This window comes from Modestobacter italicus (assembly GCF_019799965.1).
GTDB lineage: Bacteria > Actinomycetota > Actinomycetes > Mycobacteriales > Geodermatophilaceae > Modestobacter > Modestobacter italicus_A.
In genome coordinates, this window is sequence record NZ_JABGCJ010000005.1 from 160,721 (window position 1) to 187,098 (window position 26,378).

The 26,378-nt window shown below is 74.1% G+C and carries 26 protein-coding genes; 11 read left to right on the plus strand and 15 right to left on the minus strand.

What is annotated here, in order from left to right; genetic code table 11:
- The first annotated feature begins 315 nt into the window (after window positions 1-315).
- From HLA93_RS13815 to HLA93_RS13825, 3 genes are all read left to right on the plus strand, one after another.
- The gene (locus tag HLA93_RS13815; RefSeq protein ID WP_222194972.1) at window positions 316-1,605 is read left to right on the plus strand and encodes a glycerophosphodiester phosphodiesterase; all 1,290 of its coding nucleotides are present in this window, start codon (window positions 316-318) and stop codon (window positions 1,603-1,605) included.
- Window positions 1,602-1,775, plus strand: coding sequence for a hypothetical protein (locus HLA93_RS13820; protein ID WP_222194973.1), 174 nt, complete (start codon window positions 1,602-1,604; stop codon window positions 1,773-1,775). Before HLA93_RS13815 ends, HLA93_RS13820 begins: the two co-directional genes overlap by 4 nt.
- Before the next feature lie 180 nt (window positions 1,776-1,955).
- Window positions 1,956-2,453 (plus strand): hypothetical protein, encoded by a 498-nt coding sequence (locus tag HLA93_RS13825; RefSeq protein ID WP_222194974.1) that lies wholly within the window; start codon window positions 1,956-1,958, stop codon window positions 2,451-2,453.
- A gap of 190 nt (window positions 2,454-2,643) precedes the next feature.
- On the opposite strand, the gene HLA93_RS13830 is transcribed toward HLA93_RS13825, so the two are convergent.
- The 6 genes from HLA93_RS13830 to HLA93_RS13855 form a co-directional block, all read right to left on the minus strand.
- On the minus strand, window positions 2,644-2,946 hold the full coding sequence (locus tag HLA93_RS13830) for an MGMT family protein (protein WP_222194975.1): 303 nt from the start codon (window positions 2,944-2,946) through the stop codon (window positions 2,644-2,646).
- A 115-nt stretch (window positions 2,947-3,061) separates the two neighbouring features.
- Window positions 3,062-4,204: a hypothetical protein gene (locus HLA93_RS13835; RefSeq protein WP_222194976.1), complete on the minus strand. Its 1,143-nt coding sequence runs from the start codon at window positions 4,202-4,204 to the stop codon at window positions 3,062-3,064.
- Window positions 4,205-4,251: 47 nt separating this feature from the next.
- Window positions 4,252-5,061 (minus strand): SDR family oxidoreductase, encoded by an 810-nt coding sequence (locus HLA93_RS13840; RefSeq protein ID WP_222194977.1) that lies wholly within the window; start codon window positions 5,059-5,061, stop codon window positions 4,252-4,254.
- 9 nt (window positions 5,062-5,070) lie between these two features.
- The gene (locus tag HLA93_RS13845; RefSeq protein ID WP_246626641.1) at window positions 5,071-6,045 is read right to left on the minus strand and encodes an NAD(P)/FAD-dependent oxidoreductase; all 975 of its coding nucleotides are present in this window, start codon (window positions 6,043-6,045) and stop codon (window positions 5,071-5,073) included.
- 37 nt (window positions 6,046-6,082) lie between these two features.
- Complete coding sequence (locus tag HLA93_RS13850; protein ID WP_222194978.1) at window positions 6,083-6,718, minus strand: trimeric intracellular cation channel family protein; 636 nt, start codon at window positions 6,716-6,718, stop codon at window positions 6,083-6,085.
- Between the two features lie 105 nt (window positions 6,719-6,823).
- A complete protein-coding gene (locus tag HLA93_RS13855) occupies window positions 6,824-7,573 on the minus strand; it encodes an alpha/beta fold hydrolase (protein ID WP_222194979.1) in 750 nt (249 codons plus the stop codon).
- A gap of 214 nt (window positions 7,574-7,787) precedes the next feature.
- On the opposite strand from HLA93_RS13855, the gene HLA93_RS13860 reads away from it, so the two are divergent.
- On the plus strand, window positions 7,788-8,468 hold the full coding sequence (locus tag HLA93_RS13860; protein ID WP_308128124.1) for a GntR family transcriptional regulator: 681 nt from the start codon (window positions 7,788-7,790) through the stop codon (window positions 8,466-8,468).
- Between the two features lie 232 nt (window positions 8,469-8,700).
- On the opposite strand, the gene HLA93_RS13865 is transcribed toward HLA93_RS13860, so the two are convergent.
- Complete coding sequence (locus HLA93_RS13865) at window positions 8,701-11,442, minus strand: ATP-binding protein (RefSeq protein WP_222194980.1); 2,742 nt, start codon at window positions 11,440-11,442, stop codon at window positions 8,701-8,703.
- 254 nt (window positions 11,443-11,696) lie between these two features.
- Entirely contained in the window at window positions 11,697-11,885 is a 189-nt protein-coding gene (locus tag HLA93_RS13870; RefSeq protein ID WP_222194981.1) for a hypothetical protein, read from the minus strand.
- A gap of 351 nt (window positions 11,886-12,236) precedes the next feature.
- On the opposite strand from HLA93_RS13870, the gene HLA93_RS13875 reads away from it, so the two are divergent.
- Entirely contained in the window at window positions 12,237-13,334 is a 1,098-nt protein-coding gene (locus tag HLA93_RS13875; protein ID WP_222194982.1) for an alkene reductase, read from the plus strand.
- A gap of 270 nt (window positions 13,335-13,604) precedes the next feature.
- On the opposite strand, the gene HLA93_RS13880 is transcribed toward HLA93_RS13875, so the two are convergent.
- From HLA93_RS13880 to HLA93_RS13900, 5 genes are all read right to left on the minus strand, one after another.
- Window positions 13,605-13,958: a nuclear transport factor 2 family protein gene (locus HLA93_RS13880; protein WP_222194983.1), complete on the minus strand. Its 354-nt coding sequence runs from the start codon at window positions 13,956-13,958 to the stop codon at window positions 13,605-13,607.
- Window positions 13,959-14,118: 160 nt separating this feature from the next.
- Window positions 14,119-14,637 (minus strand): ATP-binding protein, encoded by a 519-nt coding sequence (locus tag HLA93_RS13885; RefSeq protein ID WP_222194984.1) that lies wholly within the window; start codon window positions 14,635-14,637, stop codon window positions 14,119-14,121.
- A complete protein-coding gene (locus HLA93_RS13890) occupies window positions 14,634-16,730 on the minus strand; it encodes a SpoIIE family protein phosphatase (RefSeq protein WP_222194985.1) in 2,097 nt (698 codons plus the stop codon). The genes HLA93_RS13885 and HLA93_RS13890 overlap by 4 nt, the downstream gene beginning before the upstream one ends.
- On the minus strand, window positions 16,727-17,857 hold the full coding sequence (locus HLA93_RS13895; protein ID WP_308128125.1) for an acyl-CoA dehydrogenase family protein: 1,131 nt from the start codon (window positions 17,855-17,857) through the stop codon (window positions 16,727-16,729). Before HLA93_RS13895 ends, HLA93_RS13890 begins: the two co-directional genes overlap by 4 nt.
- A 136-nt stretch (window positions 17,858-17,993) precedes the next feature.
- Window positions 17,994-18,725, minus strand: coding sequence for a M15 family metallopeptidase (locus HLA93_RS13900; RefSeq protein WP_222194987.1), 732 nt, complete (start codon window positions 18,723-18,725; stop codon window positions 17,994-17,996).
- A gap of 86 nt (window positions 18,726-18,811) precedes the next feature.
- On the opposite strand from HLA93_RS13900, the gene HLA93_RS13905 reads away from it, so the two are divergent.
- Window positions 18,812-19,486, plus strand: coding sequence for a response regulator transcription factor (locus tag HLA93_RS13905; protein ID WP_222194988.1), 675 nt, complete (start codon window positions 18,812-18,814; stop codon window positions 19,484-19,486).
- Window positions 19,479-20,609, plus strand: coding sequence for a sensor histidine kinase (locus HLA93_RS13910; protein ID WP_308128126.1), 1,131 nt, complete (start codon window positions 19,479-19,481; stop codon window positions 20,607-20,609). The genes HLA93_RS13905 and HLA93_RS13910 overlap by 8 nt, the downstream gene beginning before the upstream one ends.
- Window positions 20,610-20,643: 34 nt before the next feature.
- Here the strand turns inward: HLA93_RS13910 and HLA93_RS13915 are convergent, their stop codons facing one another.
- Window positions 20,644-21,063 carry a MarR family winged helix-turn-helix transcriptional regulator gene (locus HLA93_RS13915; protein WP_222194989.1) on the minus strand — a complete coding sequence of 140 codons (420 nt, stop codon included), beginning with the start codon at window positions 21,061-21,063 and terminating at the stop codon, window positions 20,644-20,646.
- 85 nt (window positions 21,064-21,148) lie between these two features.
- On the opposite strand from HLA93_RS13915, the gene HLA93_RS13920 reads away from it, so the two are divergent.
- The gene (locus HLA93_RS13920) at window positions 21,149-22,018 is read left to right on the plus strand and encodes an NAD(P)H-binding protein (RefSeq protein ID WP_308128127.1); all 870 of its coding nucleotides are present in this window, start codon (window positions 21,149-21,151) and stop codon (window positions 22,016-22,018) included.
- A 12-nt stretch (window positions 22,019-22,030) separates the two neighbouring features.
- Here HLA93_RS13920 and HLA93_RS13925 read toward each other — a convergent pair whose 3' ends face one another.
- Window positions 22,031-22,615, minus strand: coding sequence for a helix-turn-helix domain-containing protein (locus tag HLA93_RS13925; RefSeq protein WP_222194991.1), 585 nt, complete (start codon window positions 22,613-22,615; stop codon window positions 22,031-22,033).
- Between the two features lie 88 nt (window positions 22,616-22,703).
- On the opposite strand from HLA93_RS13925, the gene HLA93_RS13930 reads away from it, so the two are divergent.
- The 3 genes from HLA93_RS13930 (at window position 22,704) to HLA93_RS13940 (ending at window position 26,321) form a co-directional block, all read left to right on the plus strand.
- Window positions 22,704-23,399: a class I SAM-dependent methyltransferase gene (locus tag HLA93_RS13930; protein WP_222194992.1), complete on the plus strand. Its 696-nt coding sequence runs from the start codon at window positions 22,704-22,706 to the stop codon at window positions 23,397-23,399.
- A gap of 310 nt (window positions 23,400-23,709) precedes the next feature.
- Window positions 23,710-24,780, plus strand: a complete 1,071-nt coding sequence (locus HLA93_RS13935) for an acetamidase/formamidase family protein (RefSeq protein WP_222194993.1) — start codon at window positions 23,710-23,712, stop codon at window positions 24,778-24,780.
- Window positions 24,777-26,321 carry an AtzH-like domain-containing protein gene (locus HLA93_RS13940; protein WP_308128128.1) on the plus strand — a complete coding sequence of 515 codons (1,545 nt, stop codon included), beginning with the start codon at window positions 24,777-24,779 and terminating at the stop codon, window positions 26,319-26,321. The genes HLA93_RS13935 and HLA93_RS13940 overlap by 4 nt, the downstream gene beginning before the upstream one ends.
- The last annotated feature ends 57 nt before the right edge of the window (window positions 26,322-26,378 follow it).

The window sequence follows — 26,378 nt, forward strand, 5'->3', positions numbered from 1 at the left end:
GTCCGTACTAGCGCCGAACGACACGCCGGCGCAAGCGCTGCTCGCTCCGATCGAACGACCGCTCCGGCTCGTCGCCCTGCCAACGACTCGGCCATGCCGCGACCCCCGGCACCCCAGACGCGGACCAGGACGGCGGAACTCTCGCGGTGCACGCGACACCGCGAACGGCGACCTGGCTCGACCCGGGATCACTCGTGTGCGCATGTACCGCGTCGCCCCTCGGACACAAGACCACTGACTCACGCCAGTGCCGAATGCGCAGGTCCCGCTGACCACGGCGGTGCGCGGGCCTGACGGGAGGTCCTAAGGTCGCGTGTGGACTTCGCCGACCTGAGCCGGCCGTTCGTCATCGCCCACCGCGGCGGGTCCCTGCAGGTGCCCGAGCACACGATGGAGGGCTACCGGTTCGCGGTGGGCCAGGGTCTGGCAGTCATCGAGCAGGACGTGTCGACGCTCGCCGACGGAGGTCTCGGCGTCATGCACGACGGCACCGTGGACCGCATGACCACCTCGACCGGCAACGTCGCCGATCACACGTCGGCGTGCTGGAAGCGACTCGACATCGACGCCTCGGCCACCCTCGGCGGAGGCTGGCCCGACGGGCTGCGCCCTCCGCTGTTCGAGGAGGTGCTCACCGAGTTCGGCAACCGCGTCCTCCTCTGCGCCGAGGCCAAGAGCGGCGACGCGATGGGCCCGATGATCGACGCGCTCGAGCGCCACGGGGTCAGCCCGGCGTCCGTGCTGCTCCAGTCCTTCGCCCTCGCCGACTGCCGACTGGCCCGCTCGCGGGGGTGGGACGTCATCTGGCTCGGCAGCACCGACGTCGCCCGCGCCTCCGCCGAGGACATCGGCTGGATCGGCCCGCCGGCGAGCCGCGTCACCTCCTCGCTCTGCACGGCGGCACATGCGGCGGGGATCGAGGTGGCCTGCTACACGGTGAACCGCCGGCACCAGCGGGATGCCGTCATCACCCATGGCGTGGACGCGATCTTCTCCGATGACCCCCTCTACGTCACGGGGGACGCGGGCCGCCGCACCTCGGACCTGTTCGCCCGTCAGGTCTGGCAGCCCGGGATGCTGCCGGACACCAGCCGCGGCCGGTTCCACCCGGACGACTCGTCCTGGGGCCTCGACGTCTCCGACACCGTCCACTCCACGCTCTTGGGCTTCCTCGCACCGCCGGACCCCCAGACCTTCACGCTGCAGCTCGACGTCCGGCTGGACCAGCTGTGGGGCGACGGCTGCACGAGCGGTGGGTTCGTGTTCCTGAGCACCGACGACCACCCGTACCGACCGTCGTCCGGGGCGTCGCCCGGCGCCGACGGCTACCTCTTCCTGCTGCGGGGAGACGGCAACCTGGACGTCCGTCGGGTCGATGAGGGTGTACCCACCACGCTGGCGTCCTCGACGGGGGGAACAGCGCCGAGGCCGGGCACCTACGTCCGGTTGCGGATCATCGTCACCGCATCGGGACTCTCCTTCGCCCGCACCGACACCCGCACCGGGACCCTGACCGTGGCGGACGCCACCCACCGATCCGTGCCCACCGTCCACCTCGGCAGCGCGTCCGCCGGCGTCCGCTTCAAGAACGTGGTGTTCACATGACCGACCCGTACGAACGCCCGGGCCACGGCCCCGCCGACCCCGACGGCTACCTCATCGAACTGGCCCCGGATGGCTACCGGTGGACCTGCCGCGCTGATGGCCGCACCGGAGGGCCGTTCACCAGTCGCTTGGAAGCCGTCGTCTCTGCTGAGGCGGACCGCACCGCCTGACGAGTCGGGGAGGCTGGTGCCGCGCACGAGGCTGGCGGACCCGCGTCACAGGAGGCCTGCCCGTGTACCGCTGGTGCTCCACCCGTGATGACACCGCAGCGGGGCCGAGATGACATGGCCATGCGCAAGCCGTGACATCAGGCACTGAGCAGGAACCCGCTGGCCCGGTCGGATGGGTGCATGAACTCCTCGTTCGTCGAAGACCTCATCGCCCAGCTCACCGAGTTCGCCGCCGGGCTGGAGCAGTGGCAGCAGCTCGGCGCGCTCCTGCTCTTCGGGATGATCCCGTTCGTCGAGTCCTATCTGGGCAGCTTCATCGGCATCGTCGTCGGCGTCGACCCGCTGCTGGCCGTGCCCGCCGCCGTCATCGGCAACATCGTGGCCACGTTCCTGATGATCGCCCTGGCGGGAGGTGTCCGTGATGCCGCCACCCGGGGTCGATCGGGCGAACCGACGTCCAAGCGCAAGCGGAGGGTCGCCACGTACTTCCAGCGTTTGGGTGTTCCCGGTGTCTCGCTGCTCGGAGCGCTCCTCCTGCCCACGCAGATCACCGCGCCGACCCTGATCGCGCTCGGCGCGCGCAGGGGTGCCGTCTACGTGTGGATGGGCATCGCGATCATCGTGTGGGGCATCGCCTTCGGTTTCTTCGGGGAGCGCGTTGTCGCCTGGTACGGATGAGCCCCGGTCCACCGTCGCCCTGGGCCGACCGCGATCGGGCCCCCGGCACAGAGTCCCCGGCGGATGTGGCCGTCGACGAACGGGATGCCCGCCCCCGGCGCCAGCGCACGACTCGACTCTGCGACGGGATGTCTGCGCGGAGACGGCGGATGACGATGCTCGCGTTCGCCGGGCCTGGGTCACGTGTCGCTCACGGCACGTGGGCGCTCCACGCTGCTCGCGCGAGGTCCACTCGCACGTCGTCGCCGCGGTGCAGCAAGGGAGTCGACTCCTCGAGGAACCGGGCCAGTGCCTCCTGGGCCGCGGCTTCGACCGGCCGCCCCATGGCGTCCACCACCCGCCACCACGGCACGTCGTGACCGTCTCGGCGCAGGACCTGACCGACGGCGCGCGGGCCTGTGCCGGCCGCCTCGGCGACATCGCCATAGGTCATCACGTGCCCGCTGGGGATCGAGGACACCGTGCTCAGGACCCGCTCGGCCACGTCGTTCATGATCTCGCCCCTCACTGCCGTCGTCGATCGTGTGTCCCGTGGAGCTCGCGTCGACCATCCCGGCCGACGCGGGTCACCCTCCACAGGGTCGGCGGCCACTCCCGGCGGCCGGACCTCACGCGCCCCGCCGTCCGTCATCGCCACCCTTCTCCGCCCTGTCCGGCGTCCCCAGGACGAACCCCTCGGGTGGAGAGAGGACCCCGTTCGCCTGCACGGTGACGTGGTGCGGCCCCGGGTGGTAGGTCCGGGTGGTGATGGGGCGGAAGGAGTGGGTCTTCGTGACGACGGTGCTGCCGCCGGCGGCGATGCGTCGTGACGCGAGCTTGAAGGTCTTCGCACTCACGGAGCCGTTGGCGCGTCGGAACCCGATGGAGTAGTCGATCGCCACGGTCGCGTCCGTCTCCCCGTCGTTGGTGACGACGGCCGTGAACGTGAGATCCCCTCCCCAGGGGACGCCCTCACCGGAGATGCGCGGCCGGGCCACGTGCAGGTCGTCCCCGGTGAACCCCACGAGAGCCAGCGCGGTGGGATCGGCCCGCTTGATCAGCGTCCGCAGGCCGTGCCGGAGCACCCAGGGGGTGTTGGCGTCCGGCTCGCCGGCCCACGCGGCGGCGACGTCCGTGACGACAGAGGGCTCGACGCGACTCAGGTCGTTGAGGTGGTTCGCGACCGAGCGCCGCACGTACTCGGCCGGATCGCGGTAGGTGGCGTCCAGGATGCCTCGTGTCGCCTGCGGATGGGCGAGCAGCCATGGCACCCGTCTCGCCCAGGGCAGGTAGGCGCGAGAGCCTTCGGTGGCGAGCCGCCGCACGTGCTCGCTGTCGTGCCCCGTCCAGGTCTGCATGATGCGGAGGCCGCGCTCGGGTCGCGCGTTCAGCAGGTCGCGAACGGCGAACTCGCCCGTCAGCCCGACGGTCAGCCGGGCCAGGAGGGCCATGGCGGCGTCGAAGTCCCGCGTCGACCCGGTCTCGACTGCTCTCGAGGCGATGAACTCCGTGGTGGGCCAGATCATCCACCCCTCGAAACGCGGCCCGTCCAGCACGTCGAGCACCACGCGCTCGGCGGCGTGGAACCCCGCCGGGACGTCGCTGAGGAGAGCATCGCGGACGACGTCCACCCGCTGCCGGAGGCGGAGACCCCGCACGGCGCCCTCCGCCTGGAGCAGGGCGGAGAAGTCCGCGGTGGGGGCGACCACCTCCAAGGCAGCCCGCAGCCGTGCGACGACGACGGGGCTGATCAGTTCGTCCATCGTGCCCACAGCGCCTCCTCTCCAGCAGGAGGCCACCTCCCGCAACCGGTCTCGTACTAGACCGTCGGGACGGTCCCGCCGTCGATCACGTACTCCGCACCGACGATCGCCGACGCCTGGTCGGACACCAGGAAGCCCACGAGATCGGCGATCTCCTCCGTCCTGGCGAAACGGCCGAGCGGCACTCCGCCGAGGGAGTCGAGGATCTTCTCCTTCGCCCCCTCCCGGCTCAGGCCGTTCCCCTCCGCGATCCGGTCCACGAACTTCTCATAGGCCTCGGTCACGATCCCGCCAGGACTGATCGCGTTGACCCGCACACCGTGCGGCGCGAGCTCGTTCGCCAGCCCCTTGTTGTACGTGCGCAACGCGGCCTTCGCCGCCGCGTACGCGAGAGACGCGTCGTACTGCGGCATCTGCCGCTGGATGGACGTGAAGTGGAGCACCACACCACGCCCGGACCGGATCATCGACGGCAGCAGCGCTCGATCGAGCCGCACGGCGCCGAGGAAGTTGAGCTGGAGCTCGACCATCCACTGCTCGTCCGTGATCGCCGCGAACCCCCCGGACGGCGTGGACGCGCCTCCCACGACGTGCACGAGGACGTCGACGCCACCGGCCTCCCCGATCCGCGACGCGACGAGCGCCGTGCCCTCGACGGTCGAGGTGTCGGCCGCGATGAAGCGGTCCGGGTGCTCGTACCCGTCGGGCATCGTCCGAGCCGTCACGTACACATCGGCGCCGAGCTCGCGCAGCCGTTCGGCAACGGCCCTCCCCGATCCCTTCGACCCGCCGGTGACGAGCGCTCGGCGCCCGTCCAGGCGCCCGCGATCCACGTTCCCCATCTCTGCTCCTCCGTCGTCGTCCATCGCCGCGCTCTACGACGCCTCTCTGGTGTCATCCCGCAGTTGCTCGACCGCGATCCGGGCGTCCTCGAAGACCAGGTCGACGTTGATCGCGGTGGCGGCGGCCATCCCCTGCGCCGCCGAGGCCATGACCTGCGCCGTCACGTCGGCGGCGTTCCCGGCGACCCAGACCCCGGGCACCTCGGTCAGGCCGGTCGGGTCGGCGGGCACGCGGGTGCCCCGGACGGCGCCGTGCACCACCTGGTCGACCGGCTCGATGCCCAGGCCGGCCAGCAGCCCGGCGTTGGCCCTGAACCGCGGTGCCACGACCAGCGCTTCGCGGGCGACCACCTCCCCTGAGGCCAGCCGGACGCCGGTCAGCGCACCGTCGGCGACGTCGAGCGCGGCGACCGCCCCCTCGACCACGCGCACCCCCCGGGCGGCGAGCTGCTCCCGCTGCTCCGGGGTGGGCGCAGCCCCCGTGTGCGGGAAGAGGACGACGTCGTCGCTCCACTGCCGCCACAGCAGCGCCTGCACGGTGCTCTGCGGTCCCGAACCGAGCACGCCGATCGCCCGGTCGCGGACCTCCCAGCCATGGCAGTAGGGGCAGTGCAGGGCGCTCCTCCCCCACAGCTCCGCCACGCCGGGGACGTCGGGCAGCTCGTCGGTCAGCCCGGTCGCCACCAGCAGCCGGCGCGCCCGCACCGACCGCCCGTCGGCCAGGTCGACACCGAACCCGCCGTCCTCCCGGCTCAGCGCGGAGACCCGGCCCTCCGTCACGGTGCCCCCGTAGCCCTGGACCTCCCGGCGGCCGATCGCCACCAGCTCCCCGGGCGGCGTCCCCTCGCGGCCGAGCACGTTGTGCACGTGCTCCGCCGGTGCGTTGCGCGGGTCGCCGGCGTCCACCACCAGCACCCTGCGCCGCGCCCGGGACAGGGCGAGCGCCCCGCTCAGGCCGGCGGCGCCACCGCCGACCACCACCACGTCGTACCGCTCGTCCAGAGTCATCTCGTTCCGTTCTCTCGTTGCGTCAGGGAGGTGGCGGTCAGCCCACCGGGGACGGGCCGACCGGAGATCGCCGCCCGCGCGCCCTCGGACCGCGCCAGTGGCGGTGCAGGGCGAGCACGCGGACGACGAAGATCGCGGCGGCGACTCCCGCGCCCAGCGCCGGGCCGTCGGCGTCGAAGGTCGAGGCGATCCCGACGACGAGGGCTCCGGCCACCGCCGGCACCGCGTAGAGCTCCGAGTCCGCCCGGAACAGCGCCGGGGTCTCGCGGGCGAGCACATCGCGGAGGACGCCGCCGCCCACGGCGGTCGTGACACCGAGCAGGGCGGCCGCCACCGGCAGGAGGCCGTGGTCGAGTGCCTTCTCGGTCCCCGCGACGCAGAAGAGCCCCAGGCCGGCCGCGTCGAAGACGAGCAGAGGTCTGCTCAGCCGCCCGAGCCAGGGGTGGGCGACGCACGTGACCCCGGCCGCCGTCAGGGCCACGACCAGGTACTCCCACCTGGTGAAGGCCGGAGGCGGCGTGTCGCCGAGCACGAGGTCGCGGACGATGCCGCCGCCCAGCGCGGTGACCACCGCCAGGATCGCGATCCCGACCACGTCGTGGTCGCGGCTGATCGCCATCAGGGCTCCCGACACCGCGAAGGAGAAGATGCCGATCAGCTCGAGGACCTGCATGTCGTCACGCACCTCCTGGCGGGTGGCTGGCGGCGATGCCCCGACCGTCCCACCCGCTCCGTCGGCTGGATGCCGCCGCGGGTGGGACGGTCCTGGTGGGGCGTCTCAGCCGACTGTCGCGCGGGCGGCCTGGACGATCAGGTCGGCAACCGCGCCGGGCCGGGACACGGCGACGGCGTGGGAGGCGTCGACCTCCACGACCGTGGACTGCGCGCGCTGGGCCATGAAGACCTGCGCCTCGGCCGGGACCGCGAGGTCCTGTCGGGTGACCAGGGTCCAGGACGGGATCGTCCGCCAGGCCGCCGCCGTCGCCTTCTCCTCCAGCGCGTCGCTGGTGATGGGCCGCTGCGTCGCGAGCATCAGCTCGGCGACCTCCGGCGGGACGTCGGCGGCGAACACCTGCCGGAACCTGTCCGGCAGGATGTACAGGTCGGTCACCGTGCCCCCGTTCCCGTCAGAGACGGGGACCTGGGCCAGCGCGGACCCCAGCTCGTTGCCGGGGAACTTCCCGGCCAGCTCACCGGTGCTCTCCCCCTCCTCCAGCAGGAAGCTGCCCACGTAGACGAGCGCCCGGACGCCGGGGTGCCCGTCGGCGGCCACGCTCATCACCGAGCCGCCGTAGGAGTGACCGACCAGCACGATCGGGCCGCTCAGCCGGTCCAGGAGGCTGCGCAACTGCAGCGCGTCGTAGCGCAGGCTCCGGAGCGGGTTGGCCGCGGCGAGGACCTTGTAGCCGTCGCTCTTGAGCTGCTCGATCACCCCGTTCCAGCTCGCGGACTCGGCGAAGGCGCCGTGCACGAGCACCACGGTGGGCTTCTCCTGTGCCGTCGTGCCCGTGTCGGTGTCGATGGTCATGACCGTTCCTCTCGGACCGCAGCGACCCGGACGACCGGATCGGTCGCGTCAGCGCTGATATATCGACCGTAGAGAGCGGGTGTGGCCTTCGCGTACGTCAGATGACGGTCCATCCGACCACCCGTCGGCCAGGCGACGGGCTCGGCCGGGTCATCAGGGTCGCGCTCTCGGCCGCGCGGTTGCCGAGGGGTGACGGAGCGTCGCAATATACTGCGTGGCCACTCCGAGGACTGCCCCGAGTTCCGATCGCAGCCTGCTGCGCGACGACGTGTACCGCCGACTCCGCGATGCCATCGAGAACGGCACCTTCGAGCCGGGCGAGCAGCTGAAGGACAAGGAGCTCGCCGCATGGCTCGGCGTCAGCCGGACCCCCGTCCGGGAGGCGCTGCTGCGCCTGGCACAGAGCGGGCTCGTCCTGGCCCAGCCCGGCCGTTCGACCATCGTCAGCCCGCTCGACGTCCGGGAGGTCCGCGACGCCCGGGACGTCGTCGCCGCGATGCACCAGGTTGCCGTCCGCGAGGCCGTCCCCGCCCTCACCGAGGCGGACGTGACCACCATGCGCGACGCCAACCGCCGGTTCGCCGCCGCTCTCGAGAGCGGCGACGTCGAGTCGGCCGTCCGGGCCGACGACGAACTGCACGGGGTGCCCGTGACCATCTGCGGCAACCGCGCTCTGGCCACGGTCCTCGAGCAGTTCACCCCCACGCTGCGCCGGGCGGAGCGGCTCCGGTTCGGCTCCCCCCTGGGTCACGCATCCGTCGCGCAGCACGACGAGCTCATCAGGCTCTGCGCCGCCGGCGACGTGGAGGGCGCGGCCTCCGTCGCCTACGGCACCTGGCAGAGCCTGCAGACCGATGCGGGGCCGACCGCCGGCCCCCCGGAGGCGGCCGGTTGACCGCCGGGCGGCGGGGGTCCACCCGTCGAGCCCCGAGGAGCACGGGAGATCGCGTCTGCGAGCGGCTCAGCGTCGGAGCGACGACCCCCGGCAGCTCCACAACAGCTCGCCGAGTGCCCACCCGACGTCGGTCTGGGTGAGCTGCTCGCTCTGCGGCGCAGGGCCGGAGTCACCTGGGCCATGGAGATCTGCGCCGCGGCCGGACCGCGAGGTCCTACGGCCGCCGCGGACGTCAGACGACCGTCGCGCCGACGCTGGATCGGGTCGGTTCCGGACCGATCGCGCCCCGCAGGGCCACGCGGGAGGTGATCCCCAGTTTCGGGAAGATCCGGTGCAGGTGGGTGCCGACCGTCCGGTGCGACAGGTACAGCCGCGAGCCGATCTCCCGGTTGGTCAGGCCCTGCGCCGCCAGCTGCGCGATCAGCAGCTCCTGCGGGCTCAGCTGCTCGCGTGCCTCCGGGGTGCGCGGCCTGCTCTGCTCCCCTGAGGCGCGCAGTTCCTGCCGCGCCCGTTCGCCCCAGGCGGCGGTGCCCAGGGCGTCGAAGGTGTCCCGCGCGGCCCGCAGCGGGGCACGGGAGTCCGCCGCCCGGCGACACCGCCGCAGCCAGGCCCCGTGGGCCAGCTGCAGGCGGGCACGGGGGAAGGGCCAGGCACCCAGGTCAGCCGCCAGGGCCGCATCGAAGAGCTTCTCGGCCTCGTCCTCGGGGGCCAGGAGCGCTCGGCCGTGGCGCAGCCCGATGTGCAGCAGTGGTGACGGCGTCCGCGCCGCGATCACCTCGATGTCGGACAGGACCGGCTCGACCTCCGCCCGGTGCCCGCTGTGGACGGCGGCCTCGACCAGGTCGCCGACGGCGAAGGTGCGCACCACGGGGTGGTGGGCAGGGTCGGCGGGGTCGAAGAGGCGGACCAGGTGGTCCCAGGCGGCCTGGTGCAGTCCCAGGTCGAGCGCGACCATGCCCCGGGCGAACTGCACACCCGCCAGGATCGCGTTCGAGTCCACCTGCAGGCCCAGCCGGGCCGCCTCGGCGAAGCGGGCCTCGACGTCCTCGGCGCCGCAGACCGCTGAGACCACCGACTGGACCACCAGGGCGACGGCTCCCATGAGCGGCTGGGCGGAGTCCGCGGCGAGCCGGGCGGCCTCGTCGGCAGCCGTGGCGGCCAGGTCGAACCGTCCGACGTTGAGCGCGCTCCACGCCTGGACGGCCAGGGCCCGGCCCAGCAGTCCGAGCCGGCCGTCGCCCCGGAGGCCGGCCACCGCCGACGTCAGGAACTCCACGGCCAGCGGGAAGTCGCCCACGACGCTCGCCGCCTCGCCGGCCGCCTGGGCCCGCGCCGTGTCGAGCGGGCCGTCGGACACGGCGCGCAGCCGTCGATGGAGCATCGCCCCCCGTTCGAACGGCGCCACGTAGGAGAGCACCTCGAGCACGAGGACGTCGTCCGGGTCGAGTGCCTGCTCGACGACCTGCAGCAGGTGGGCACGCGCCTCGGCGCCCGGCTCGGCCCACCAGCACCGCAGCCCCGCGGCCCGGAGGAACCCCAGCGCCTGGTCGGCCCGGCCGTCGGCCGCGGCCGCGGCCGCGACGTCGGTCAGCCTCCGGGTGCCCGCGCGGACGTCGCGGATGCCCTCCTCGAACCCCTCCCGGATCACCGTCATGCGGGCCCGCTCACGATCCGGCACGTCGAGGACCGAGGTCTGACGCAGGAGGCGGTCGACGACGTCGGGCCGCCCCCATTCGAAGGCCAGCTCGGCTGCTCGCAGGTAGCGCCGGGTCCGCTCCGCCGGGTCAGCGGTCAGCGTGGCGGCGCGCTCGATCGCCGCCTGCGCCGCGGCCACGCCACCTCGGCGCTGGGCGCGGGCCGCGGCGTCCTCCAGTTCGGCGGCGACGGCGTCGTCCGGCGCATCAGCGGCCGCCGCCCGGTGCCAGATCTGCCGGTCGGTGCCGCGCAGCGTCCCGGCCAGCGCGAGGTGCGCGCGCTGGCGCTCGGCGAGGGTGGCCCGCTGGCGGATCGCGTGGCGGACCAACGGATGACGGAAGGTCAGCTCCCCGCCGTCGACGACGACCAGCCCGACCTCGACGGCCGAGGTGAGGGCCTCGGCGGTGACCTCGGCGCCGCGGAGGGCGGACGCCGCGACCAGGGCCTCGGCCAGGTCGCCTTCGTCCTCCAGCGCCGCGACGAGCAGCAGGTCCCGGGTCGCGTCGGCCAACCCGGGGAGTCGGGCTGCGAACGCGTCCTCCAGTCGGGCGGTCAGCGTCAGGGGTGCGTGGTCGTCCCGCGTGCCCTGCAGGGGCAGCTCCGCGAGCGCGAGCGGGTTGCCCGCGGCCTCGGCCAGCACGCGCTGGCGGTCGGTCGGGCCGAGCTGCGGCGCCCGGCGCGCGAGCACGGCCTCGGCGGATCGGGGGTCCAGGCGCTCCAGGCGGTGCTCGTCCAGTGCCGGACCGGAGAGGACGGGCGGGTAGCCGTCGCGCTGGGCGGCGACCATCACCACCGCCTCGGACTCCAGCCGCCGGGCCACGAAGCCGAGGACGTCGGCGCTGGGCCGGTCGAGCCAGTGCGCGTCGTCGATGACCAGCGCGAGGGGCTGGTCCGCGGCGCTGTCGCTGATCAGCGTCAGGGCCGCCAGACCGATCAGGAAGAGCTCCGGTGCGGCGTCGTCGGTCATGCCGAACGCCGCCTTCAGCGCCCGCCGCTGCGGCGCGGGCAAGGCGGGAAGGCGATCGAACAGCGACCGGAGGAGCTGGTGGAGGCCGGCGAACGGGAGGGTCGTCTCGGACTCGGCGCCGGTCGTGCTCAGCACCCGCAGCCCGCACTCGGCCGCGTCGTCGCGCACGTGACGCAGGAGAGCGGACTTGCCGATCCCGGGCTCGCCACGGATCAGGACGGCTGCTCCGCGGTGCCGTACGCCGCGGAGCAGCCGACCGAGCGCGTCGATCTCGGTGTCCCGGCCCACCAGGCCGGCCGCGATCCCGTCCACGCCCATCAGCGCCCACCACCGTCCGGCTGCTGCGCGGATCCCGCTCGGGCGATCCGCGACGCCCTCGACACGGCAGCAATATATTGGGGGTCGGGCGCTGGAGTAAAGGCTCGATGCGACCTCTCCGTCTCCGAGACCACGAGGTCCTCGCGGCCCCACTGCCCCGTCCGGAGGAGCGCACGACCGCGCCGAGCGCCGCACGCCGTCCCAGCCTCTCCATGCGGCCGAGTGCCGGGCGCTCCCCAGCGCGTGGGTCACTGCCCGGCGTCGTCCTGCCCGAGCGCGTCGCGCCGTCGGGCGGCCCTGATCCGCGCGGCCGAGACGAGGCGGTCGTCGGAGCCGCGGAACTGCCGTCGTTCCGCAGCCAGCTGGCGGACGGCGATCAGCGAGGCCGGTTCACTGCTCGGCGACGTCGTGGCGGGGTGGTACTCGGGCGGGGTCATGTCGCGGATGCTCGGCGGGCGGACGGGCACGCACATCCGTCAGATGACCGGTCGCCGACGCCTCCCCCGAGCACGACGGCGCCCTGCCGACGACCGGTTCCGGTGGCCCGGCGGGCGTCGGCGGCAGGGCCTCCCCTCCCGGTCAGTGCGAGGTCCCCTCGTGACCAGGAACGACACCGGGCTCGGTCACATGACGGATGCGGTGCTGCCCGCCGTCGTCGAGCGTCCTACCCCGCACCCCGTCGCCGGAGTCAGCCCGGTGCACGGTCCGTGCGATGGCCCCCCAGGTCGACGGCGACCGGATGAGGATCAGACGCGACTTCGCCACCGAAGCCACCGAGGAGCAGCAACATGTCCACCCTGCACGACCCACTGTCCCTGCCGGCCTTCACGGCCCCCAACCGGGTCTTCATGGCACCGATGACCCGGATGCGTGCCGACCAGCCCGGCGACACCGCCACGGAGCTCATGGCCGAGTACTACGCCCAGCGCGCAGGCGCGGGGCTCATCGTCACCGAGGGCACCCAGATCAGCCCTGAGGGGAAGGGCTACTTCGCCACGCCGGGGATCTACTCCGCCGAGCAGGTCGTCGCCTGGCACCGCGTCACCGACGCCGTGCACGGCGCGGGCGGCAAGATCGCTGCCCAGCTGTGGCACGTCGGGCGGGTCACCCACCCCGACCTGCAGAACGGCGGCCCAGGGGTCTCGGCCAGCGCGCTGCCGTTCGACGGCTCCACGACCATCGCCGACATCGACGGCAACCTCGTCAGTGCCCCCTGCCCGACGCCCCGCGAGCTCCGCACCGAGGAGCTCCCCCGCATCGTCGAGGACTACCGCCGAGCAACACGCAACGCCCGCGACGCCGCGTTCGACATGGTGGAGATCCACGGCGCCAACGGCTACCTCCTCCAACAGTTCATGTCGTCCAGCAGCAACCTGCGAACCGACGAGTACGGCGGCTCGCTGGAGAACCGGGCCCGCTTCCCTCTGGAGGTCGTCGACGCCGTCGTCGACGCCTGGGACGCCGCACACGTCGGCGTGCGCATCTCACCGCTCATCAAGTTCGGCGGCCTCGACGACGCCGACGGGCTCGAGATGGGCCTCTACATCGCAGAACGGCTCAACGAGCGCAACATCGGCTACCTCCACCTGAGCGAACCCGACTGGGCCGAGGGACCCGTCCTCGACGACGACTTCCGCGTCAAGCTCCGCGAGGCCTTCAGCGGCGTCATCATCGCCGCCGGCGGCTACGACGCCGCCAAGGCCGAGCGGGTGCTCGGGAGCGGCTGGGCCGACGCCATCGCGTTCGGCAAGTCCTTCATCGCCAATCCCGACCTGCCCACCCGGCTCGCCATCGGCGCCGGCCTCAACCCGCTGCGACCCGAGCTGATCTACGGCGGCGGCCGCGCCGGCTACACCGACTACCCCACCCTCGAGAGGGCTGCCTGACCGTGCTCCGCCACGGGCTCGCCCCACCGTGGGTGGCTGAACGCGTCCCGGAGGCCCCGGGACGCGTTCAGCGGACAGTCCGATTGGGTGCGCCGAGGGGCAGGTGGCCGGTGGCATCGAGCTCCGTCCGTCGGAGTCCGGTGCCTGCCCCGCGGCTCGGAGCCGAGGATCTGGACCCATGGCTCAGATCGACGAACTCCGGGATCACCGCCGAGCGGGTCCGCTTCCGGCACGCACCACCGCGGGCGCGGCGCGTGCCGGGCGCGGACGTCACGGCGCGATGACGAGCTCGGCGATGGAGTCGCCGTCCATCACGAAGCGGTAGTGCAGGTCCACGACGCCACCGGGGAAGTCGCCCTCCAGGTGCTTGGTGGCGACCCACTGCGCGTCGCCGGTGCGCTGGGCACCGATGAGCGTGCTGGTGTACGTGAACTCGGCGCCTGCCTTGGCCAGGAACCGGCGGACCTCCTCGGTCCCCCGGTAGGTGGTGCCGTCGTCGACGACCACGGCGGTGGGCGTGAAGGCCCGCAGCGCGGTCCCCGTGTCGAGGGCGTCGTGCGCGGCGAGGTAGCCGCGGATCGTGGCCGGGAGCTGATCGGGCTGGATGGTGGTCGATTCGGTCATGCACCGACCGTGCGGCCTCCCGGAGCGGGAGGGTCAAGCACGGGTCTCTCCCGCGGGGAGAGACTGCGTCCCCGCGATCGGTCCGCAGGGCCCGGCGGGAGCGGTCCGCGTTCGCGTCCCGGTCCCCCGCCGGCGCGGTGACCAGTCGCCGCCGGCGAGGTCAGGAGGGCGGTCGCCGGTGCTTGGCGAGCAGCGCCCACACGCGTTTGCGGTCGTGGTCGATCTCGACACCGTGGGCGGAGGTCAGGTCGGCGATGACGTAGAGCCCGTACCCGCCCTGGCCCGCCGGGCGGTCCACCGCGGGTGTGGGCAGCACGTCGCGAGCCGAGTCGGTGGCGACGACGACCCAGTGGTCGCCGGCCTCTCTCAGGTCGAGGCTGGCCGGCTGGGCGCCGTGACGCAGTGCGTTGGACGCCAGCTCGTCGATGACCAGGATCGACCTCTCGACGACCTCGTCGACCTCGTCCTCGGCCACGACGCCGTCGGCCTGCAGCGAGGTGGTGAGGAAGGCCCGGACGTGGCGCCGGACGGCCCCCAGCTGCCGCAGCGACGTCAGCTGCACGACCTCGGCGGGTGGGATGCCCGGAACGGGGACGACCTGCCGCCAGGAGGCCCGGACGGCGTCCAGCGCGGCGGAGGCCTGCCCGTCGGGGCGGCCGCCCGAGTGGTCGCTGGTCATGATGGGACCACCTCGTCGCAGGAGATCGGTCGGGGACGGACCGCCACCATGGCGACGTCGTCCTCCGGAGCGCGCGGGACCATCGCCCCGAGGACGGCGTCGCAGAGCGCGTCGAGGTCCTCGGCTGCGTGCGCCTCGACCGCGGACAGCAGCCGCTGCAGGCCCTGGTCGAGGTCCTGGTCTCGGCGCTCGACCAGCCCGTCGGTGTAGAAGAGCAGCGTCGCCCCGGCAGCCAGCGTCGTCTCCTCGGTGGTCCGCCGGGCCATCTCGTCGACGCCCAGCAGGAGGTCGGCCCGGCCGCTGCCGGGCCCGAGCAGTCGGGCGCGGCCGGACGTGTCGAGCAGCACCGGCGGCGGGTGGCCCGCGTTCGACCACCGCATCCGGACGCCGTCCCTGGTGGGGGGCGAGAGCTGGGCCAGGACCGCGGTGGCCATCGTGGTCAGCTCCAGCCCGACGATCGCCTCGTCCAGGGAGGACAGCAGTTGGCTCGGCGGGTCCCCGGAGGTGAAGCAGATGCCCCGGACCAGCCCGCGGATCTGGCCCATCGCGGCCGCGGCGCGGGTGTCGTGCCCGACGACGTCACCGATCACGAGCACGAGGTCGCCGCTGCGCTGCCGGAACGCGTCGTACCAGTCCCCCCCGACCTGTGCCTGCTGGGCCGCGGCGACGTAGCGGACGGCGATGTCGGTGAACGAGACCACCGGTGGGGCCGTGAGCAGGCTCTGCTGCAGCTCCGTGGCCAGGTGACGCTGCCCGGAGTAGAGGCGCGCGTTGTCCAGCGCGATGCCCGCCCGCCGGCCGATCTCGACGGCGAGCCCCAGGTCGCTGTCGGTGAAGCGGGTCCTGTCCGGCCCCCTGGCCAGGAGCAGGGAGCCCAGGACACCGGCCCGGCCGGGGACGGGGACGGCGATCACGCTGCTCAGCCCCAGCTGCTGCACGAGTGAGCGCAGACCGGCGTCGGGGACCTCGGCGACGAGCCCCTGGGCGTCCACCTCCCGGAGGTACACCTCCTGGCCGCTGGCTGCCCGACGACTGGGCTCGGTGATCACCCCGCTCCGGGACTTCAGGCGCTCGATCCTGCTCGCCACCGCGGCGCGGGCCGGGTCGCGGTGCCGGACCAGGACCCCGGCCGGCTGGTCCCGCTCGTCCCAGAGCTGGATGCTGACCCAGTCGGCGAGCGCCGGCACCAGGGTGCCGGCCAGCCGGGACTGTGACTCGGCGAGGTCCAGGGACACCATCAGCGAGTCGGACACCCGCCCCAGCAGCTCGACCTGGGCCGCCAGCCGGTCGCGTTCCCGTTCGACCCGCCGTTGGTCGGTCACGTCCACGACGAGCAGCAGCACGACCGGGCGGCCCAGGTCGGTCTGGCTGGTCACCGCGCTGACCTCCACGTCGACCCGGTCGGCGACCCGCAGCCGCAGCGGCGGGTGGACGTCGACCGGGGGCCCGCCCGCGCCGCCCGGCGGGGTCGTCTTGTCGACCATCGCGAGTGCGCCGGGGACGACGTCGTCCACCGACTGCCCGGTGCTCCCCGGCTGCAGGTCGAACAGGACCTCGGCCCGGCGGTTCCACCCCAGCAGCCCACCGCCGTCATCGGCGACGAGCACCGCCAGCGGCGCGTGCTCCAGCAGCGCCCCCACGGCGGTGACCGGCGACGGTGCGGTCGTCTCGGCCCGGTTCGCGCCGTGCACGACCGCGTCGAGCACGGCGCTGTGCCGACGCCGCCCGATGCTGGACGAGCGCAGCAGCTGGAGCCGGAACGGCAGGTCACTGTCGTCCGCCCCGGCGATCACCAGGTCCAGCGGGACACCCGGCGCGTAGGACGCCCGCCGCCGGACGGCGTCGGGATCGGGGTGGATGACGGCGATGCTCGCCCCGGGCCACTGCCGGTGGGCGCGCTGCACCACCGACACCGCGGAGGTGGCCCGGGTCCCGATCACCACTAGGTCGACCGGGGCGCCGGCCGTGGTCCGTTGACCGGCCAGCTCCGAGGAGGAGATCCGCTCCGCACCTGCCAGGCCCTGCAGGTGCCGGTCGTCGGTCACCGCGCCGTCCACGACGACGACGCGGCCCTGGTCACCGTGGCCGCTCAATCGCCCAGCAGCGGCAGGCCCAGCGCCGCCCGCCCCGTCCAGGTCCGCAGGATGTCCGTGGTGGGGCTCATCACGTCGGCGGCCCGGGCATCGCGCAGGTGCCGTTCCAGGGGCGAGCGGTCCCGGTAGCCGATGCCGCCGACCAGCGTCATCGCCTCGTTGGTGACCTCCACGGCACACCGGGCCACCTCCGCCTTGGCCGCGGTGAGGCCGGGCAGGGCCTTCGGCCCACCTACGTCGCCCTCCTCGGCGGCCCAGTGGACGAGCCGTCGGGTCCGCTCGACCTGCGCCCACAGCTCCCCCAGACGGTGCTGGAGGATCGGCTCGGTCGCCAGCCGGCGGCCGGTGTGCGCGTGTGCCCGCCGTCCCAGGTGCGCCGTCGCCTCGTCCAGCGAGGCCTGCGCGACCCCCAGGTAGGCGCCGGCCATCGCCATCAGGAAGTAGGGCGCGACGACCTCGAACACGTACCAGATCTGGTCGCCCTCGGCCCCGAGCAGGTGGTCCGGGTCGACCCGGACGCCGTCCAGGCGTGCCCGCATCGACGAGTTGCCGCGCATGCCGATGCCCTGCCAGGAGTCGTGCCACGTCAGCCCCTCGGCGTCGCCGGGGACGAGGACGCAGGAGAACTCCCCCACGGGTGCGTCGGGGTCGGCGGCCACGGTGCTGACGACGTAGGAGTCGGCGTGCGAGCCGTTGGTGACGAAGGACTTCTCCCCGTCGATCCGCATCCCGGCGCCGGTCTGCGTCATGCGGGACTGCGGCAGCCAGAAGGCCGCGCCGGTGCCCGGTTCGGACAGCGCCAGCGTCGTGAGGTGCTCTCCGGCCACGATGGCGTCCAGGAACTGGGTGCGCTGCCGGTCGGTCGGTTTCGCAGCGATGACCGCGGTGCCCACGCTGTGCATGCCGAAGCACAGGGCGGTGGAGGCGCAGACCCGGCCCAGCGCCTCGCCCACCGCCGCGACGCCGCTCAGGCCGAGCCCCGCACCGCCCATGGGGCGCGGGGCGGCCAGGCCGCCGAGCCCGGCTGCCTGGAGGGCGCGCAGCGGCTCGACCGGCCAGACACCGGAGTCCGTGCGGTCGACCAGTGGTCGGGCGACGTCCTCGGCCACCGCCGTCGCACGCGACACGGCCTCCGCGACACTCACCGGGGGCGCAGTCACAAGGGGCGACCCTAGGCGATCACCGGCAGGACTGCGGCGCGCCGGCCCGCCTGTCGTCGATCGCCCGGCGCTCAGGACAGCGTGCCGACGCCGATCGTGCCGGTCACCCGTGCATCCGTGGGTCGTGCGTGGGGTCGGCGTACGGCTGTGGACAGCCCTGGTCGACCGCGGCGGGGCGGAGCTCGAAGTGCCAGGGCTCGTTGCCGTAGACCCGGCACAGCCCGTGCTCGGCGCCGTGCTCGGCCAGCCACTGGGCGGCGGCGGGCGGGCCGACGTCCACCGCCTCCCCCGACACGTGCGCCGACGTCTCCGCGGTGGCGACCCAGCGGGCGGCCTCCTCCTCCGACCCGTGTTCACCGACCGCCTCGCGGAGCAGCTGCTCCTGGTACGCCGGGGACCGCCAGCCGCTGTTGACCTCGAGCTGGACGCCGTCGGCCGCGGCGTCGGCCGCCGCCTGGCGCAGCGCGGCGAGGAGCTCCGGGTCCAGCCGGGCCACGCCCGCGAGCTCGTCGTCGTCGATGGTCGCCCCCGTGGGGAGGACGCCGTCCGCCGGGCCGACGGCGTCCGGCGGGCCGACGGCGTCCGGCGGGCCGACGGCGTCCGGCGGGCCGACGGCGTCACGGCCCGGGCGGGCGAGGGCGCCGGGGTGCGCATCGACCACCGCGGGCTCGGGGGCTGCCGATCCCGCCGCCGGCGGTTCCGAGTGCACGGGCCTGGTCGACGGCGCCAGGTGGACCATCGCGACGACCGCGCCCGCGACCGCCACGAGCAGAGCGGCGGTGGAGACGCGGCCGCCGCGATGGGGCGTCGTCCGTGCTGGTGCGTTCCGGGTCATGCCCGGAGTCAAGGCAGCGTGGTGTTGCCGACGCGTCAGCGTTTCTGCATACCCCGGCGATACGTGCCCGCTCCTAGCATCGGCGCGTGCGTGTGCTGATCGTGGAGGACGAGCCCTACCTGGCCGAGGCGATCCGCGACGGGTTGCGGCTGGCTGCCATCGCAGCCGACATCGCCGGGGACGGCGACACCGCGCTGGAACTGCTGAGCCTGAACACCTACGACATCGCCGTGCTGGACCGGGACGTTCCCGGCCCCTCCGGCGACGAGATCGCGGCGAGGATCGTCGCCTCCGGCAGCGGCACGCCGATCCTGATGCTCACCGCCGCCGACCGGCTCGACGACAAGGCGTCGGGGTTCGAGCTGGGCGCCGACGACTACCTCACCAAGCCCTTCGAGCTGCGCGAGCTCGTGCTGCGGCTCCGGGCGCTGGACCGCCGGCGGGCGCACAGCCGGCCACCGGTGCGGGAGATCGCCGGTCTGCGGCTCGACCCGTTCCGCCGCGAGGTCTACCGGGACGGCCGCTACGTCGCACTGACCCGCAAGCAGTTCGCCGTCCTGGAGGTGCTCGTGGCTGCCGACGGCGGTGTGGTCAGCGCCGAGGACCTGCTGGCCCGCGCGTGGGACGAGAACGCCGACCCGTTCACCAACGCCGTGCGCATCACCGTCTCCGCACTGCGCAAGCGGCTCGGGGAGCCGTGGGTGATCGCGACCGTGCCCGGCGTCGGCTACCGCATCGACACCGGCCCCGCGCGTGACTGAGGCGGTGCACCGCCAGCCGGGGATGAGCGTCCGTGCCCGGCTCACCCTCAGCTACGCCGGCTTCCTCATGCTCGCCGGCGTCCTGCTGCTCGCCGTGGTGTGGGTGTTCCTGCTGCGCTACGTGCCCGAGGACGTCCGGGACGTCCAGGCGACGGTGCCGGGGGGCGGCGGGTTCCAGCCGTCGGTGTTCGTCCCCAACCGCGGCGACCTGCAGCGCGCGTTCGTCCCGAAGGCGGCCGCGGTGCTGGCCGTGCTGCTCGTCGTCGGTCTCCTGGGCGGGTGGCTGCTCGCCGGCCGGATGCTCGCGCCGCTGACCCGGATCAGCCAGGCCACCCGGCTGGCCGCCGGCGGCTCGCTCTCCCACCGGATCCGGTTGCCGGGGCGCAACGACGAGTTCCGCGAGCTGGCCGACAGCTTCGACGCGATGCTCGCCCGGATCGAGGGGCACGTCGCCGAACAGCGCCGGTTCGCCGCCAACGCCTCGCACGAGCTGCGCACCCCGCTGGCCATCACGCAGACCCTCCTGGACGTGGCCCGCACCGATCCGACGCTCGACACCGGCGAGCTCGTCGAACGTCTGCACGCGGTCAACGCCCGGGCGATCGCCCTCACCGAGGCGCTGTTGTTGCTCAGCCGGGCCGAGCACGGTGCCCTGGCTCGTGAGGACGTCGACCTGTCGCTCCTGGCCGAGGAGGCCGCCGAGACGCTGCTCCCGCTGGCGGAGCAGCGCGGCGTGACCATCGAGACCTCCGGCGACGTCAGCCCCGCGGTCGGCTCACCGGCGCTGCTGCTGCAGATGACGACGAACCTCCTGCACAACGCCGTCGTGCACAACCTCCCCTCCGGCGGCGCCGTGTGGGTCACCACGTCCGGCGCCGCCGACCACGCGACGCTCACCGTCGAGAACACCGGCGAGCAGGTCGCCCCGCAGCTGGTCGCGACCCTCACCGAGCCGTTCCAGCGCGCCACCACGCGCATCCGCACCGACGACGCGGGTGTCGGTCTGGGTCTGGCGATCGTCGCGAGCATCGTCGCCGTGCACGGCGGGTCGCTGACGCTCACCCCGCGCCCGGCAGGCGGGCTCACGGTCGTCGTCGAGCTGCCCACCTCTCCCGCGCGGTAGACGGCGCGCCGGTGAGCGCGGTGACCGCCGTCGGTCAGGAAGTGCTGGGTGCCCGCATCTTGGCCAGCAGCCGGGACAGCTGCTGCTGCTCCTCGGCGCTCAGCCGGTCCAGCATCTCGGCCGGGAGGTCGAACGCCTGCCGGACGGCGCGGTGCTCGTGGCGGCCGGCCGGCGTGATCGACACCCGCTTGACCCGCCGGTCGGCCGCGTCGGGCTCCCGGGTCACCAGGCCCCGCGCCTCGAGCCGGGCCACCAGCTGGGTGACGTTCGAGGCGTCGCACAGCAGCGCGGTGGCCAGCTCCCCCATCGAGCTGGTGCCGGCGGTGAGCCGGTCGAGCAGGCAGGCCTGGGCCGCGCTCAGCCCGGCCGTCTGCGCGGCCCGGTCGTAGGCCGCGTCGTAGCCGTACACGAAGTCCCACAGCTGCTGGTCGAGTGGGGTCGACGGCTCGGTCACGCACCCAGGTTACTTGAGTGGCTCATGGATCTGTGCTTGCATGGGTGAAGTACTTCAGTCACTCAACCATCTGGAGGAGATCACCGTGACAGCCCCCGGTGCAGCGACCGACCCGACCCGCGTCCTGGTGACCGGGGTTCGCGGCAAGACCGGCGCCCCGCTGGCGCAGCTGCTCGCCGCCCGGCCGGGCGTGCAGGTGCTCGGCGGCAGCAGCGACCCGGCCACGGTCACCGCCGAGGGCGTCCGGCCGACCGCCTTCTCCTGGGACGACCCGGCCGGCTGGCCCGCCGCGGTCGAGGGCATCGACGCCGTCTACGTCGTCCGCCCCGACCGGCCCGACGCCCCCGAGCTGATCGCCGCCCTGCTCGACCAGGTGCCGCACCGGGCGCACGTCGTCCTGCTGTCCGAGCAGAGCGCGGGCGACGTCGACCCCCAGGGCTGGGCGGTACGGGCCGAGCAGGTGGTGCACGACAGCGGCCACAGCTGGACGGTGCTGCGGCCCAGCTGGTTCATGCAGGTGTTCACCGACCCGCGCTTCTACCTGGACCTGCTCATCAGTGGCGGGGACCTGCCGTTCCCCGACGGGGGTGCGCACATCGCCTGGATCGACGCCCGGGACATCGCGGCCGTGGCCGAGCGCGCTCTGCTGGAGCCGGGGCACGCCGGCCTGCGGTACGAGCTCACCGGCCCGGAGGCGCTGACCCTGCCGCGCACCGCGGAGCTGCTCTCCCGGGCCACCGGACGCCCGGTGGTGCACCAGGACGTGACCGTCGAGGAGGCCGTGGCCGGCACGGCCGGCTTCGACCGCGAGCTCCTCGCCCTGACCTACCACCGGGTGCGGGGCGGCAGCTTCGCCACCGTCACCGGCACCGTCGAGCAGGTGACCGGGCGGCCGGCCCGCACGCTGGGGGCCTTCCTCGACGACATCGGACCGGCCCTGCGACCCGCCGCCTGACGCCCTGGAGCGCTAGGACCCACTGGTCGCGCGGACGTGCACCCGTTCGCCCTGTCGGCCGATCAGGCTGAGGAACTCGACGGGCCCGGCACTGGTGGCGCCGAACCAGTGCGGCGTCCGGGTGTCGAACTCGGCGGCCTCCCCCGGCGCGAGGCGGATGTCGTGCTCACCCAGCAGCAGGCGCAGCGTGCCGTTGAGGACGTAGGCCCAGTCGTGGCCCTCGTGGGTGCGCAGCTCCGGCACGGCGTCGTCGTCCCCGGCCGGCAGCACGAACTTGTAGGCCTGGATGCCCCCGGGCCGGCGGGTCAACGGGATGACGACCGACCCGCCACCGCCGGCGATGGGCCGCAGGTTGATCCGCGGGTTCCCGGTGGGGGGTGCGTCGACGAGCTCGTCGAGGGTCACCCCGTGCGCCTGGGCCAGCGGCAGCAGCTGCTCCAGCGTCGGACGCCGCAGCCCCGCCTCCAACCGGGACAGGGTGCTGGTGGAGATGCCGGTCTCCGCCGCGAGGTCGACCAACGTGACGTCGCGCTGCTGCCGCAGCTGCCTGAGCCGCGGCCCCACCGCGTCGAGAGTCCTGCTCCAAGGGGCGTCCATCGTGCGATTTTCCATTCGGCAAAGAACTTTGCACAATGGCCAGCTGCGGTCCACCGTCCAGGTGCACACCGATGGGGAGGACCTGGACATGAGCGAGCAGGCACCGATGACGCCCGGCCACGGGCACGGCCACGACTTCGACCGGGCGTACTGGGAACGGCACTGGCGCCAGGACCGGACCAGCGACCGCGGGTCGATGAGCGGCAACCCGCCCAACCCGCACCTGGCCCGGGAGATCGGCCACCTGGTGCCCGGTACGGCGCTGGACGCCGGGTGCGGAGCGGGTGCCGAGGCGATCTGGCTGGCCGAGCACGGTTGGCAGGTCACCGCGGCGGACATCTCGACCGAGGCGCTGGCCCGGGCCGCCGACCGCGCCGCGGCGAGCGGGGTCGGCGACAGCGTGCAGTGGGTGGCGGCGGACCTGTGCGACTGGGCACCGGCCGCCCCGTTCGACCTCGTGACCACCGCCTACGCCCACCCGGCGGTGCCGCAGCTGGCGTTCTACGAGCGGATCGCCCGGTGGGTGGCCCCCGGCGGCACCTTGCTGGTCGTCGGTCACCTGCACGGACACTCCCACGGTGATGCCGAGGACGTCGACGGGCAGCCGCCCGCCGAGGCGACGGCGACCGCCGCCTCGGTGACCGCGCTGCTGGAGGACACCGAGTGGGACGACGCGGGGTGGGACGTCGTCACCGCGGCGGAGCTGCACCGCACCATCACCGCCCCCGACGGACGCCTGGTCGAACTCCACGACGTCGTCGTGCGCGCGACCCGGCGCAGGTGACCCACTCCCCCAGCGGCACCAGCGCCCGGGCCCTGCTCCGGCGCGTCCAGCAGCCGCAGCGGGTCGGTGGCCAGGTCCTCGGCGGTGTTGCCCGGCCGCCCGCCGGCGAGCTGGTCGACCGGCCGGTGTCCCGGTGGTCGTACCGCAGCACGTACCGGCCACCGGTGGCCAGCCGATCGCAGACCTCCTCCCACCAGGCCATCGACTGGGCGCCCCGGCGATCAGCAGCGCGGCCGGCGAGTCGCGGCACGGGACACGGGTGTCCTGCGTCGGAACACCGCAGAAACACGCGTCGCCTAGCCTCCCGCGGATGACCGACCCCGTCCTGCAGCCCGGGCGCGGCCCGATCCCGGCGGCCACCTACCTGCCCTCGATCCCGGACAACGTGCTGTGGGGGCGGTTGCCCTGCGCGGCGGACGCACCCGTGCTCACCGTCGACCCCGGTACCGAGGTCACCCTCGACACGGTGAGCCACGAGGGGATCCTGGAGGACCAGGGGCGTGATCCGGCGGCGTACTTCGGCGGGCACGGGGCCGCCGACGTGCTCGAGGACGCGGTCGCCCTGGCGGCCGGCGAGGTGCCGCACCGGTTCGGCGTCGACGGCCCGCACGTGGTCAGCCGGCCGATCGCCGTGGACGGCGCCCGGGTCGGGGACCTGCTGGCGGTCACGGTCCTCGACGCCACGCCGCGGGTGCCCTACGGCGTCATCTCCAACCGGCACGGTCGGGGCGCCCTCGCCGGGGAGTACCCCCGGGACGCCGAGGCCTGCTACAGCGCCTTCGCCACGGTGAGCGCCGACGGCGCCGACGGCCTGCTGCCGCTGACCGAGGGCGGGGAGCGGTCGGTGCGGTTCCCGTTGCGCCCGTTCCTGGGGATCATGGGCGTCGCCGTGCCGGGCAGCGAGCGGCCGAACTCGGTGCCGCCGGGTCCGCACGGGGGCAACATCGACATCGCCCTGCTGACGGCGGGCAGCACGCTCTACCTGCCGGTCCAGGTCGACGGCGCGCTCGCCTACGTCGGTGACCCGCACTTCGCCCAGGGCGACGGCGAGGTGAGCCTGACCGCCATGGAGGGCAGCCTGCGCGCCACGCTCCGGTTCGACGTGGTCGCCCGCGAGGACGCCCTCCAGCGGTTCGGCGAGCTGGCCGGCCCGCTCGCGGAGACCACCGAGTTCCTGGTGCCCACCGGCATGGACGAGGACCTCGACGTCGCCGTGCAGCACTGTGTGCGCGCGGCGATCGCCCTGCTGCAGGCCCGGTTCGGGATGGACCCTCGGCTGGCCTACGCCTACCTCTCCGCCGCCACCGACTTCCGGATCAGCCAGGTGGTCGACGTGGTCAAGGGCGTGCACGCCACCATCCGCAAGGCCGACTTCGGGTGACCGCCCCGGTGCCCGCCGGCCTGCTGGAGGCGGTCGCTGCCTACGAGGCCGCGCTCATGGCCGACGACGTGGCGACGCTGGACCGGCTGTTCGCCCCGGGCCCGGCGACGCTGCGCGCCGACGCCGAGGGGGTCCTGATCGGGCACGACCGGATCGCCGCCTTCCGCACGGCCCGCGGCGGTGCTCCGCAGCGCACGGTGGTGCAGACCCACGTCCAGGTGATCGACGAGGACCACGCCGTGGTCGTGGCCGTCACCGAGCCGTCCCGCGGCGGCCGGGGGCTGATGACCCAGGTCTGGGCGCGCGCCGCGAGCGTGCCCGAGCACGGGGGCTGGCAGGTGACCGCGGCGCACGTCTCGGCGCCGGCCCCTGCCCTGGACACCCGCGTGTGGCGCGTGGTCGGGGACCCGCTCGTCCCGGCTCGGGTCGAGGGCCCGCTGACCGGCCAGACCGTCGCGGTCAAGGACCTGTACGCCGTCGCCGGTCACGCCGTCGGGGCCGGCAACCCGGCCTGGCTGGCGCAGGCCCCACCCGAGCAGGCGCACGCGGACGCCGTCGCCCGGCTGCTCGACGCCGGCGCCGCGGTCCGGGGCATCGCCCGCACCGACGAGTTCGCCTACTCGCTGGCCGGTGCCAACGCCCACTCCGGCACGCCGCCGAACCCGGCGGCCCCGCACCGGCTGCCCGGCGGCTCCTCCAGCGGCAGCGCCTCCGCCGTCGCACTGGGGCACGCCACCATCGGCCTGGGCACCGACACCGGCGGCTCGATCCGCGTTCCGGCCGCCTACCAGGGGCTGCACGGCATCCGCACCACCCACGGCGCCGTCGACCGAACCGGCCTGCTGCCCCTGGCGCCGGACTTCGACGCGGTGGGGTGGCTGACCCGGTCGGCGGACCTGCTGCAGGCGGTCGGCGACGTGCTGCTGCCCCCCGGGTCGCCCGGCGGCAGCGACGAGCTGGTGTTCGCCCCCGGGCTGCTCGGCCTCGCCGAGCCGGACGTCGGCGGGGCCGTGCTCGGCTGGCTGGCCGCGGCGGGGGCCACTCGACTGGACCCGACGCCGGACGAGCCGACGCCGGCGGAGCTGGACGAGTGGCGCACCGCCTTCCAGACCTGGCAGGCCGCCCAGGCCTGGGCGGCCCACGGCGGCTGGCTCGACGGCCGGCTGGACGTGCTCGGCCCCGACGTGCGGTCCCGGTTCGCGCACGCCGCGACCATCGACGCCGACGCCGCCGGCCGAGCCGGCGCGGTGCTGGACGGAGCGCGCGCACGGGTGCGCGGGCTGGTCGGTGACCGGGTGCTGGTGCTGCCCAGCGCGCCCTCGGTGGCGCCGTTGACGGCGACCGGCGCCACCCCCGCGAACCGCAACGCGACCATGCGGCTCACCTGCCTGGCCGGGATCGCCGGCCTCCCTGCGGTCAGCCTCCCCACCCGCAGCGCGCAGGGGCTCCCCGTCGGGGTGTGCCTGGTGGCCGCCGCCGGGCGGGACCGGGACCTGCTCGCCCTGGGGACGGCGTTGGCCGGAGGGCACGCACTGGCCTGAGCCGTGCCGGGGAGAGTGGCGCCGCGGGCGCCCGCGGCTCCGGCCTGCTCTGCGCGG

Bases quoted from the DNA above. Each gene is read 5' to 3' on its own strand.
- HLA93_RS13855 (WP_222194979.1), bottom strand. From the start codon at position 7,573: ATGACCATCGACACCGACACGGGCACGACGGCACAGGAGAAGCCCACC.
- HLA93_RS13900 (WP_222194987.1), bottom strand. From the start codon at position 18,725: ATGACCCGGAACGCACCAGCACGGACGACGCCCCATCGCGGCGGCCGC.
- HLA93_RS13850 (WP_222194978.1), bottom strand. From the start codon at position 6,718: ATGCAGGTCCTCGAGCTGATCGGCATCTTCTCCTTCGCGGTGTCGGGA.
- HLA93_RS13875 (WP_222194982.1), top strand. From the start codon at position 12,237: ATGTCCACCCTGCACGACCCACTGTCCCTGCCGGCCTTCACGGCCCCC.
- HLA93_RS13880 (WP_222194983.1), bottom strand. From the start codon at position 13,958: ATGACCGAATCGACCACCATCCAGCCCGATCAGCTCCCGGCCACGATC.
- HLA93_RS13885 (WP_222194984.1), bottom strand. From the start codon at position 14,637: ATGACCAGCGACCACTCGGGCGGCCGCCCCGACGGGCAGGCCTCCGCC.
- HLA93_RS13925 (WP_222194991.1), bottom strand. From the start codon at position 22,615: ATGGACGCCCCTTGGAGCAGGACTCTCGACGCGGTGGGGCCGCGGCTC.
- HLA93_RS13840 (WP_222194977.1), bottom strand. From the start codon at position 5,061: ATGGACGACGACGGAGGAGCAGAGATGGGGAACGTGGATCGCGGGCGC.
- HLA93_RS13935 (WP_222194993.1), top strand. From the start codon at position 23,710: ATGACCGACCCCGTCCTGCAGCCCGGGCGCGGCCCGATCCCGGCGGCC.
- HLA93_RS13930 (WP_222194992.1), top strand. From the start codon at position 22,704: ATGAGCGAGCAGGCACCGATGACGCCCGGCCACGGGCACGGCCACGAC.
- HLA93_RS13845 (WP_246626641.1), bottom strand. From the start codon at position 6,045: ATGACTCTGGACGAGCGGTACGACGTGGTGGTGGTCGGCGGTGGCGCC.
- HLA93_RS13870 (WP_222194981.1), bottom strand. From the start codon at position 11,885: ATGACCCCGCCCGAGTACCACCCCGCCACGACGTCGCCGAGCAGTGAA.
- HLA93_RS13830 (WP_222194975.1), bottom strand. From the start codon at position 2,946: ATGAACGACGTGGCCGAGCGGGTCCTGAGCACGGTGTCCTCGATCCCC.
- HLA93_RS13820 (WP_222194973.1), top strand. From the start codon at position 1,602: ATGACCGACCCGTACGAACGCCCGGGCCACGGCCCCGCCGACCCCGAC.
- HLA93_RS13825 (WP_222194974.1), top strand. From the start codon at position 1,956: ATGAACTCCTCGTTCGTCGAAGACCTCATCGCCCAGCTCACCGAGTTC.